The organism is Methylibium sp., assembly GCF_013817365.1.
Lineage (GTDB): Bacteria > Pseudomonadota > Gammaproteobacteria > Burkholderiales > Burkholderiaceae_C > Methylibium.
Genome location: NZ_JACDCU010000107.1, coordinates 1 through 9903, shown reverse-complemented (window position 1 = coordinate 9903; position 9903 = coordinate 1). Strand labels below are relative to the sequence as shown.

Sequence of the window (9903 nt, the reverse complement as noted above, 5' to 3'; positions counted from 1 at the left end):
ACTTACTGTTGACTTCGCATCCAGGGCGGGCCGGCACGGCCGGTCTCGCCCGCAAATACCCAACATATCAGGAGATTCCCAATGGCCACCACCCAAACGCCTTTCCCCACTTCGTCCAATTCGCCGAGTTCGTCTACCTCTTCGACCGGCTCGACGCCAGGTAGCAGCAGCGCCGGCAGCAGCAGCGTCGGCGGCTCGAACAGCCTGAGCAGCAGCCCCAGCAGCACCGGCGCCACGAGCACGGCTGCCTCTCTGGGCGGCGGATCGACGAGCGGTGTGGGCAGCAGCGGCAGCGGCGGCAGCAGCAGCTCGATGGGCAATTCCGACAACATGGGCCGCAACGACCGCATGGAGCGCGTGGTTCAAAGCGCGCACGAGGCGGTCGATACGCTCGCTGCCAAGGCCGCTCCCCTGGTCGATCGCTTCAGCAGCGGCATCGACGGCGCCAGCGGCCAGATGCACGACCGCGCCGACCAGCTCTCCGCCATGCAGGAAGAGTGGGTCGAGAGTGCCCGCACCACGGTGCGCGAGCATCCGCTGGCTTCGCTGGCTGCCGCAGTTGCGGTCGGCATGTTGCTCAGCCGCCTGTCGCGCTGAACCGATGCGCGCCCGCTCATTTCGCTTGGCGCTTCCCGCGGCCGCGGGAAGCGCGCCTCGGGCGGCCCCTCGGGCCCGGCCATGAGCGCGGCGCCGCCGGGGGCCGCGCGCAGCGGCGAGGGCGAAAGCGTGCTGCAGATGCTGCGCGCGCTCATCAAGGATCTGCCGGGGCTGGTCAGCGACCGGGTTCACCTGCTCTCGCTCGAGTTGAAACGGGCGAGCGTCGCGCTCGGCCAGATGATCGCGCTGGGCGTTGCCGCGGCGGTGCTCGGCGTGACCGCCTGGCTGGCGCTGTGGATCGGGCTGGCAGCCGCCGCAATCCACATCGGCCTGCCCTGGGGCTGGGCATGGGCCATCGTGCTTGCGCTCAATCTCGGCGGCGCCTTCATGCTCGTCAAGCGGGCGCTCGCGCTCGTGAAGTTTCTCAAGCTGCCGGCAACCATGCGCCGCCTCACCGTGCCGCCGCCAGCGCCAGCGCCAGCGCCCGCACCGGCCCCGCCCGGTTCAGACGCCCCGGCCTTCGTGCAGCCTGGCCCGATCCCCGCGCCTGTGACTCCTCAACCCGAACCGAGGCCGATGCCATGAACGCTGCCTCCGCCGATGCCGGCGTGCTCGACCTCGACGATCAGATCGATGCCGCCGAACTCGCCGTGATCAATCGCGACCGCCGCGTGCGTGATCGCACGCAGGGGGCGGTGCAGCGCGTCAAGGACCATGCCGGGCGCAGCGTCGCCATCGGCGTGGGCGCCGTGGTCGGGCTGTACCTGTTGCTTCGCGGCTCCAAGCGGGGCGGTCGGCCAGGACTGGCTCGAGCCGGCCTGGGTGCCGCGGCGCTGGCAAGCACCACTCGGCGCCGGCCGATCATGCTCACGCGCCTGATGACGATGGCCTGGCCCTTGTTGCCGGGGTCCTTGCGCCAGCGGATCAGTCCGCAAATGTTGTCGTTGGTCAGCATCGGCCTGCCGCTTCTGGCCGGCCTGAAGGCCACCGCCTCCGCGCCCGATCCTTCCACCGCCATCAACCTCGACCTGCCGCGCTACACCGGCCGCTGGTTCGAGATCGCTCGCATGCCCTTGCGCAGCGAGGCCAAGTGCGACAGCGACGTGTCGGCCACCTACCTGCTGAACAACGACGGCATTGCGGTCCTCAACCAGTGCCTGCGCGAAGACGGCAGCGCGGCGGTGGTGCAGGGCGAGGCTCGCATGACCGACCCCGACGATCCGGCCAAGCTGGAGGTCAGCTTCGCGCCGGAATGGATGCGGTTTCTGCCTTTCGTGTGGGCTGACTACTGGATCCTGTATGTGGATGCCGACTACGAAAGCGCGTTGGTCGGCACGCCCGATCGCAAGCACCTGTGGTTGCTTTCGCGCACGCCGTTTCTTGCGGGCGATCGCTACCAGCGCCTGGTCGACCACGCACGGCTCAAGGGTTACGACTCCGACCGGCTGATGCTCACGCCGCAGCAAGGCTGAAGAACCGATCGAAGAGTTCAAGTCCGAACTCCGGCAGCAAGGCATGGAGGACTGGTCCGGAAGCCGCCCAAGAGACCGGCGACGCTCTAACGGAGCCTTTGGCTGAGGAGAACAGGTGAGCGAGGCACGCCTCGCCCGCCGCGCGCGCTTACTGCCGCGGTGTGTTCGGCGAGCCGCCCGCCGGGCGACGCAGGCCGACGCGGTTGGAGCCGTCCTCCTCCTGGACCGGCGAACTGCCGGCGCCGCCTTTCTGCAGGCCGGATTGCCCGCCCTGTTGCTGCTGACTACCCGCTTGGTCGCCTCCTCCCGCGGGCTCGCCTTGCTGCAGGTCTTGCGGACCCTGACCGCCAGAACCGGTGTTGTCCTGCTGCCCGCCGCCGGTTTGCATGCCCTGCTTTTGCTGACCGCTCTGGCCGATCCGGGCGCCGGCCTGCCGCGTTTGACCGGCTTGGCCGGTCTGGCCGCCTTCCCGCCCGGAACCTTGCCCAGACTGGTCTTGCTGGCCGCTTTGCGGGTTTTGCGAAGGGGTGTTCTTGGACTGGTTCACCGCGATCTCCTTTGAAGGGTGAGCGTGCGAGCCGTCGAGGCCGCACTGAGGCCTCAACGGCAAGGTGCATTCCCGGCGCCGGGCGCGCGGCGTGCTGGACTGTGCGCATTGCCGCCGGCGAAACCTTCGCGAAACCATGCCCTCACCGAACGCCGCGCGCCGCGGCTCCTCCGTTGCCAAACGCAGCGCTTCGCGCTCATCGTTCGAGGCGTCCATGCGCGCCGGCGCAGCTTCATGGCGGCCTATGTGGAAGCGGGCTGAAGCGCTGGCGGTCACCGCCTTGTGCGTCGGCGCCGGCGTGTTCGCCCCGGTGGCTCAGGCGCAGGATGCCGGCGCGCTGGTCGGTCTCATCAACGCCCACCGCGGTTCGCCGCAGGACTGTGAAGGCCAGCGCACCGCCATGGCCGGACCGCTGGCGCCCGCGCCCGTGCTCGCCAGCGTGCCGGCGAGCGCCGGGGCCGAGTTGCAGGACGCGTTGAAGGAGGCCGGGTACGCCGCGTCCCGGTCGGTGCTGATCACGCTGGCTGGGCCGGACGATGCGCAGGCGGCCATGAGGCTGCTCGAGCAGCGTTACTGCAGCGTCTTGTCGAGCTCGCAGTATTCGGAGATCGGTGTTGCGCGCGAGGGCCGGCGCTGGCGCGTCGTGCTCGCCCAGCCGGTGTTGTCGCCCGATCTGGGTGACTGGCGAGCGGCCGGGCAGCGCGTTCTCGAACTCGTCAACGAGGCGCGCGCCGAGCCCCGGGCTTGTGGAGACCAGCGCTTCGAGGCGGCGCCGCCCGTGCAATGGAACGCGGCGCTCGCGGCGGCCTCCTTGGCACACAGCCGCGACATGGCGAGCCGCAACTATTTCGCGCACGAAGGCCAGGGCGGCACGCAGGTCGGCGACCGGGCCCGGCGCGAGGGCTACGGCTGGCGTGCCGTCGGCGAGAACATCGCGGCCGGGCAGGGTTCGTCGGCGCAGGCGATGGCCAGTTGGCTGGCCAGCCCGGGCCACTGCAGCAACATCATGAGCGGCCGTTTCACCGAGATGGGTGCCGCGTATGCCGTCGAGCCGGCCAGCGCCGCCACGATCTACTGGACGCAGGCGTTCGGAGCGAGGTAGGCGTCGGCATATCGCTTGCCGCAACGGGGTTCGTCGGCGCGAGCAAGGCCGCCGCCGGCATCACTCACAAGGAGCAGTTCACATGGCCACCAGCAGCTTGCTAGGCATCGACCGGGCACCTTCGATTCCACGCGGCCGTGATGCGGCCGACCTCGGCCCCAGCGACACCTCCGACAGCGGCAGCGATGTCGCCGGCCTCGGCGATCTGGACGAAGGCGATCCGGGCTTGCCTGCCGATGTGGCGGCCGAACCGGACCGCCAGCATTCGGACACTGTGGCCGATGCGTTCTCGCCCGGCGCCGACAGCGATCACACCGGCACCGGCGAGCGGCGCAGTGCGGCGGGCGACGCGGGCCGGCGCGAGGCGGCCGACATTGCGCCCGACAGCATCGTCAGCGCTCCGGGGGGGCTGACGGGCGCTGGAGGCGCACACGAAGATCTGCTCTCCGACGGCAGTGGTTCGGGGCGAGGCGAGGGCGACGATATGGATCTCCTTGCCACGGGTGCGCAAGACGAGGATGACGATGCCGAGGACGAAGGTTCCGGCCGGCCCTCACCCTAGCCCTCGCCGCACCTCAGCCCTGAACCAGCAACCTGCGCAAGGCCTCCGCATCTACCGGCTTCACCAGATGCGCGTCGAAGCCGGCCTTCAGCGCCTGCTCCACATCGCTGCCCTGGCCGTAGCCCGACACGGCGATCATCTGGCCGGCGTAGCCGCCGCGGCGGCTGCGCAGGGCGACCTCGAAGCCCGTCAGCCGGGGCAGGCCGATGTCCACGATGGCGACGTCGGGACGGTCCTCGAGCACCACCGCCAGGCCTTGCTCGCCGTCGCGCGCACTGGAGACGGTGTGGCCGTCGAGCTCGAGCAGACCGCGCAGCGCTTCGAGTGCGTCCTCGTTGTCTTCCACCACCACGATGCGGCGGCGCCGTGAAGGCGGCAGCGCAGCACTCGGGGCGGCGCGCACGGGCGCAGCGATGCCCGGCAGGCGAACGCGGAACACGCTGCCGGCGGACGAGCTTTCCGCTTCGATGCGGCCTTCGTGGAGTTCGACCAGCCGGCGCACCAGCGTCAGGCCCACGCCGAGCCCGCCGGCGCGGCGGTCGAGCGAACGCTCGCCCTGCACGAACAGATCGAAGATGCGCGGCAGCAACTCCGCCGGAATGCCCACGCCGGTGTCGCGCACTTCGAGCAGCGCCACATCGCCCTCGGCCCGCACGCCGACCTCGATGCGCCCGCCGGCGGGCGTGTACTTGGCTGCGTTGGTGATCAGGTTGCTGATCACCTGCTCGATGCGCGTGGCATCGGCCAGCGTCCACGCTTCCTGCAGGTCGAGCTGCAGATCGTGCTGTTCGAACACGCCGCTCATCTGCAGCGTGGCGACCTGCCGTTGCACCAGCGTACACAGGTCCATGGCATGTTTGGACAGGAGGATCTTGCCGGAGATGACGCGGCCCACGTCGAGCAGATCGTCGAGCAGGCGGGCCAGGTGGCGGGTCTGGCGCTCGATGATGTGGCGCGCGCTCACGCCCACCTCGCTGCCCGCGTCCACGCGGTTGAGCAATTCGACCGCCGAGCCGATGGCGCTCATGGGGTTGCGCAGTTCGTGGCCCAGCATGGCGAGGAACTCGTCCTTCGCGCGGCTGGCCTGCTCGGCCTGCAGGCGCGCGGCGCGTTCGCTCTCGATGAGCAGCGCCCGTTCGCGCTCGGCCTCTTTCTGGTCGGTCATGTCCACGCTCACGCCGACCATCTGTACGGGCCGGCCCTGCCCGTCGTAACTCATCAGCAGGCGGCTCGACAGCCAGCGCGTGTGGCCTGCGGGCAGCGCCACGCGGAACTCCACCGTCTCGTTTTCCTGCTTCGCGGCGAGCATGGCACGCAGCGCGTCCTGCACCGGGCCGCGGTCCTGCGCGTCGATGCGCTGCACCCATTCGCCCAGGCTGCTTTCGAAGGGCGGTGTCTTGTCCAGGCCGAACAGCATCGCCTGCCCGGGCGTCCAGGCCAGGGCGTCGCGCTCGAACTCGTAGTGGAAGAAGCCGACATGGCCGGCTTCCTGGGCCAGATCGACCAGGCGCTGGCTTTCGCGCAGGCGCCGGTCGGCTTCCATGAGGCGCGCCTCCGCGAGCGTGCGTTCGGTGATGTCGACCACCGCGCCGATGGCGCCGCGCGGGCGGCCCTGGGCATTGAGCAGCGGCAAGGCGTGCGCGATCACGAATCGGGGCTCGGCCCCTTCGATGCGGATCTCGAGTTCGCAGTCGCTGATCGTGCTTCCTTCGGCGGCCGCCACCTGCAGCGGCTGCTCGGCGTGGCCGAGCAGGCGGCCCTGCCGCAGCACCTGCACTCCGGCGGCCTGCGGCGCGGTCGAGTCACCGAACAGCCGGCTCATTGCGGCGTTGTGAAGCACCACGCGGCATTGCGGGTCCTGCGCAAAGGCCAGGCCGATGGGGCTGCTCTCGAACAAGGTCTCGAACTCGTCTGCCTTGGAGCGCAGCCGGTCGCGGGCCAGCGCGTCCTGCGCATTGGCGAACAGCAGCGAATCGCGCAGTTGCGCGATCTCGCGCACCGCAATCGGCTCGAAAGGCGTTGCCGCGCCATGGCTGGCGAGCCGGTGCAGCGGCCGTGTCATGCGCCGCGCAAGAAGCAAGGCCAGGCCGATGCCCAGCACCAGGCAGACCAGGGCGGTGGCGATGGCCGTGTGCAGCGCTTCGCGGTGCGCGCGGTCGAGCGGCTCGGCACGCACCGCCACGCTCACCCCCCAGCGCGCAAGCTGCACCTGGTGCCAGGCGGCATAGGCCTCGCCGCCGCCCAGCATGTCCACGCGCTTGACCCCCGAAAGCTTGCCGCGCATGGTGGCCACTGTGCCGGCCGGCAGTGGTTGGCCGACGCTGGTGCTCGGCGAGAGCGTGCGCGCGATCAGCCGGTTATTGCGGTCGAACAGGTCGGTGAAGCTGCCGACCGTGCCGCTGCCGGTTTCGATGAGTTGCTGCCAGACCGCCGCATCGATCCACGCGCCGAGCACGTAGCGGGGCGCACCGTTCACCAGCACCGGCACTTCGATGGCCGTTGCGTTGACGCCCGGGAAGCGCCCCGTCACCACATTGGATATCTGCGCTTCGCGGGCCTGCAGCATGCGCTCCAGGCCGAGTGGGTCGATCTGGCGTTCGTCGGGGCACAGGGCCGGCTCGCGGGTGTCGAACAGGAGTGCGCCCCCGCGGTCGATGAGGTAGATGCTGATCCAGCCGGGCCGCTGATGCGGATGCGTGGCCACCGTGCGCTGGAACTGCGCCACGTCGCCGCGTTGCAGGGCTTCGGAATGGCCGAGGCTCTCCAGCGCATCGACCGATGCGGCGAGTTCGCGCTCGACCGCGTCTGCCACCGACCGCACCGCGAGCTTCAGTTCGTCGTGAACGCGCTCCTGCGCTGTGCGTGCCGTCTTCGCGAGCTGCCAGGCCATCAGGCCGGCGATCGGCAGTGTGGCGAGCAGGAGCACCGCCACGAGCCAGGTGCCGAGCGATGCGGTGGGCCAGCGGAATTTGAATCGGTCGAGCCGAAAGAAAGTCATGAGAGGCAAGAGGCAAGAAGAGCACCTGACGCTCGCGATGGGAAGCATGGCGAACGAGCGAAGCGGCGCTTCGGTTCGCTGTTGCACGCCGGCCGTGGCAAAAACCGGCGGCGTGGGTGCGTTGACGCACGGGCATGCCGCTTGCCGAATGAATGCCGATCGGCGCGCTGAAGCGCGTGCCTTGTCATCCTGGAGCCTTCCATGAACCCGTCGCCGCTCAACAAAAGACCCGACCGAGGGGGGCTGTGCCGCGCTGCGCCATCCCGCCGAGCGTGGCCGTGAGCCGCTTCGGCATCGCTGGACCGCTGCTGGCGATGGCCACGACACCGAGCTTGCAAAGCGGCCGCGCCCGCGGCACGGCGGGGGTGCCCCAGCGGCCGAACGGTCCAGGGCAGCGCCTGATGAGTTCGGGCACGCTGTGCGGCGACCGCGTCGTCAACCGCCGCGGCGAACTGCTCGGCACCGTGAGCGAATTGCTGCTCGACGTGGACCGTGGCTGCATCGCTTACGTGGTCATGACCTACGGCGGCTTCATGGGCCTGGGCGAGCGCCTGTTTGCGCTGCCGTGGAGCGCGCTCGAACTGAACGTCGAACGCGGCTGGCTGGTCCTCGACGCCGAGCGTTCGACCTTCGATACCGCCCCGGCCTTCGACAAGCAACACTGGCCCAACACGCCCGATGCGCAGTGGCACCGCGACTTGCACCGCCACTACGGGTCGATGCCGTACTGGGATTGAAGGAAAGCACCCGGAGGTGGACAGTGGGGCACTGGATGTGCGCCGAGCACCCGCCCGTGGTGCGTCGTGCCACCGACGTGAGCGCCCGAGCGTGCCATGCTGGAGCCGCTCGAACTTTTGAAAGACTCCATGCGCAATCGCAAACTCGCCATCACGATGGCATTGGGCGCCCTGGCCGCCGGCTGCTATGCCGGCTACCGCCGCTCGCAGGGGCTCTCGTCGCGCCCTGCTGCCAAACCCGAATACCTGCAGACCTGGGAAGGCGAGGGCGGTGGCGTGCCGGTCGACACCCACCACACCGCGTCGCAGGTCCAGCCGCGCGAGCGGCCCGGCGATCGCGAAGACATGGCGCCTGGCCCCGCCGATGGCAGCCCGGCCAGCCTGCGGGACAGCAGCAGTGCCACAGCGCTTCGCGACAGCGGCTCCGGTGATAGCACGCTGCGCTGAGGCCGAAGCGGCTTCATTCGGACCGAGCCTCGCTCGTTGAAGGGCCACGGCCGGCCGCAATGAGGCGCAGCAGCCGGTCGGCATCGGCCGGCTTCGCGAGGTGCGCGTTGAAGCCGGCCTCCAGCGCCTTGCGCATGTCTTCGTCCTGGCCGTAACCCGTCAGGGCGATCAACAACATGTCGTCACCGGCGTCGCTGGCGCGAATTTGCCGGGCCACGCCGTGCCCGTCCAGCCCGGGCAGGCCGATGTCCACCAGCGCCGCGTCGGGGCGTAGCGCGCACGCTGCGGCCACGCCGTTGAGACCGTCGGCGCGCTGCAGCACCTGGCAACTGCCGCCGTGCAGATCGACCAGCCGGCGCACGAGGGGCAGGCCGATGCCCAGGCCGCCCTGGCGCCGCTCGATGCCGCGCTCGCCCTGCACGAACAGATCGAACACGCGCTCCAGCATGGCCGCTGCGATGCCGATGCCGGAGTCGGCGACCGTCAGCACCGCTTCGGCGTTCTCGGCGGAGAGCGTGATCCGCACGCTGCCGCCGGCCGGCGTGTAGCGCAGGGCGTTGGTGAGCAGGTTGCTCACCACCTGCTCGAGCCGTGTCTCGTCGCCATCCACCCACACCGGCTCGAGCTCGGTGCTCAGCCGGTGGTGCTCGGCCCGACCGTCGGCGCCGACCACGGCGACGGTGCGCCGCACGAGCTCGGCCAGATCGAGCGGCGAGCGCGCCACGATGATCTTGCCGGTGGCCACGCGGCCGGCGTCGAGCAGGTCGTCGACCAGGCGCGCGAGGTGGTCGACCTGGCGCCTGATCACGCCGCGTGCCCGTTCGGCGTGCCCGCCGGCGGGTTGCCGGTCGAGCAGGTGCGAGGCGTTGCCGATTGCGCTCAGCGGGTTGCGCAGCTCGTGGCCCAGCATGGCGAGGAACTCGTCCTTGGCGTGATTGGCCTCCTCGGCGTCGGTACGCGCGTGCTGCTCGCGTTCCAGCAGTTCGCGCCGGGCCGCCTCGGCTTCCTTCTGGGCGGTGATGTCGCGCACCTCGACGATCGTGCCCACGGCCACGCCGTTCTCGTCATCCTGGTGGATGGGGCTGGCGGTGTAGGCCACCGGGTAGAAGCGCCCGGTCTTGTGGATGAAGCAGTCCTCGCCCTGCTGCCGGTCGTTCAACGGCATGGCGCGGTCGATCGGGCACTCTTCGATCGGGTAAGGGCGGCCATCGGCATGGCTGTGATGGAGGACTTCGTGCAGTGGGCGACCGGCCAACTCGGCGAGCGTGTAGCCGCTCATCTGCTCGGCGGCCGGGTTCATAAACGTGCAGTGCTGGCGCGTGTCCATCACGAACAGGGCGACGGTGGCGTTGCCGGTGATGGCGAGCAGGCGCTGGCGCGTTTGTTCCTTGTCGACGGCGGCGCGCGCCGCGCTTGCGAAGGCGCGCTCGAGTTCGGCCAC

11 protein-coding genes are annotated in these 9903 nt (G+C 70.0%); 7 read left to right on the top strand and 4 right to left on the bottom strand.

Annotation, left to right across the window (positions count from 1 at the left end; translation table 11 throughout):
- Positions 1–2 precede the first annotated feature (2 nt).
- The gene (locus H0W38_RS08760; RefSeq protein ID WP_292452956.1) at positions 3–320 is read right to left on the bottom strand and encodes a hypothetical protein; all 318 of its coding nucleotides are present in this window, start codon (positions 318–320) and stop codon (positions 3–5) included.
- Between H0W38_RS08760 and H0W38_RS08755 the strand changes: the two genes are divergently transcribed.
- The 3 genes from H0W38_RS08755 (at position 313) to H0W38_RS08745 (ending at position 2069) form a co-directional block, all read left to right on the top strand.
- Positions 313–597 carry a hypothetical protein gene (locus H0W38_RS08755; RefSeq protein ID WP_292452955.1) on the top strand — a complete coding sequence of 95 codons (285 nt, stop codon included), beginning with the start codon at positions 313–315 and terminating at the stop codon, positions 595–597. The two genes, H0W38_RS08760 and H0W38_RS08755, sit on opposite strands and share 8 nt — an antisense overlap.
- Before the next feature lie 81 nt (positions 598–678).
- Positions 679–1182 carry a phage holin family protein gene (locus H0W38_RS08750; RefSeq protein ID WP_292452953.1) on the top strand — a complete coding sequence of 168 codons (504 nt, stop codon included), beginning with the start codon at positions 679–681 and terminating at the stop codon, positions 1180–1182.
- Positions 1179–2069, top strand: a complete 891-nt coding sequence (locus tag H0W38_RS08745; RefSeq protein ID WP_292452952.1) for a lipocalin family protein — start codon at positions 1179–1181, stop codon at positions 2067–2069. Before H0W38_RS08750 ends, H0W38_RS08745 begins: the two co-directional genes overlap by 4 nt.
- Positions 2070–2217: 148 nt before the next feature.
- Here the strand turns inward: H0W38_RS08745 and H0W38_RS08740 are convergent, their stop codons facing one another.
- Positions 2218–2616, bottom strand: coding sequence for a hypothetical protein (locus H0W38_RS08740; RefSeq protein ID WP_292452950.1), 399 nt, complete (start codon positions 2614–2616; stop codon positions 2218–2220).
- Between the two features lie 136 nt (positions 2617–2752).
- Between H0W38_RS08740 and H0W38_RS08735 the strand changes: the two genes are divergently transcribed.
- Positions 2753–3718, top strand: a complete 966-nt coding sequence (locus tag H0W38_RS08735; protein ID WP_292452949.1) for a CAP domain-containing protein — start codon at positions 2753–2755, stop codon at positions 3716–3718.
- 82 nt (positions 3719–3800) lie between these two features.
- Positions 3801–4280 carry a hypothetical protein gene (locus H0W38_RS08730; RefSeq protein ID WP_292452947.1) on the top strand — a complete coding sequence of 160 codons (480 nt, stop codon included), beginning with the start codon at positions 3801–3803 and terminating at the stop codon, positions 4278–4280.
- A 13-nt stretch (positions 4281–4293) separates the two neighbouring features.
- On the opposite strand, the gene H0W38_RS08725 is transcribed toward H0W38_RS08730, so the two are convergent.
- Complete coding sequence (locus H0W38_RS08725) at positions 4294–7278, bottom strand: ATP-binding protein (RefSeq protein ID WP_292452945.1); 2985 nt, start codon at positions 7276–7278, stop codon at positions 4294–4296.
- Between the two features lie 278 nt (positions 7279–7556).
- On the opposite strand from H0W38_RS08725, the gene H0W38_RS08720 reads away from it, so the two are divergent.
- Positions 7557–8015 (top strand): PRC-barrel domain-containing protein, encoded by a 459-nt coding sequence (locus H0W38_RS08720; protein ID WP_292452943.1) that lies wholly within the window; start codon positions 7557–7559, stop codon positions 8013–8015.
- A 129-nt stretch (positions 8016–8144) separates the two neighbouring features.
- Positions 8145–8462, top strand: a complete 318-nt coding sequence (locus H0W38_RS08715; protein ID WP_292452942.1) for a hypothetical protein — start codon at positions 8145–8147, stop codon at positions 8460–8462.
- A 13-nt stretch (positions 8463–8475) separates the two neighbouring features.
- Here the strand turns inward: H0W38_RS08715 and H0W38_RS08710 are convergent.
- Positions 8476–9903, bottom strand: a 1428-nt coding sequence (locus H0W38_RS08710; protein WP_292452941.1) for an ATP-binding protein, incomplete at its 5' end; no start/stop codon positions are given.

Excerpts from the sequence above, each read along its gene's own strand:
- H0W38_RS08755 (WP_292452955.1), top strand. The coding sequence starts at position 313 with ATGGGCAATTCCGACAACATGGGCCGCAACGACCGCATGGAGCGCGTG.
- H0W38_RS08750 (WP_292452953.1), top strand. The coding sequence starts at position 679 with ATGAGCGCGGCGCCGCCGGGGGCCGCGCGCAGCGGCGAGGGCGAAAGC.
- H0W38_RS08745 (WP_292452952.1), top strand. The coding sequence starts at position 1,179 with ATGAACGCTGCCTCCGCCGATGCCGGCGTGCTCGACCTCGACGATCAG.
- H0W38_RS08735 (WP_292452949.1), top strand. The coding sequence starts at position 2,753 with ATGCCCTCACCGAACGCCGCGCGCCGCGGCTCCTCCGTTGCCAAACGC.
- H0W38_RS08730 (WP_292452947.1), top strand. The coding sequence starts at position 3,801 with ATGGCCACCAGCAGCTTGCTAGGCATCGACCGGGCACCTTCGATTCCA.
- H0W38_RS08725 (WP_292452945.1), bottom strand. The coding sequence starts at position 7,278 with ATGACTTTCTTTCGGCTCGACCGATTCAAATTCCGCTGGCCCACCGCA.
- H0W38_RS08715 (WP_292452942.1), top strand. The coding sequence starts at position 8,145 with ATGCGCAATCGCAAACTCGCCATCACGATGGCATTGGGCGCCCTGGCC.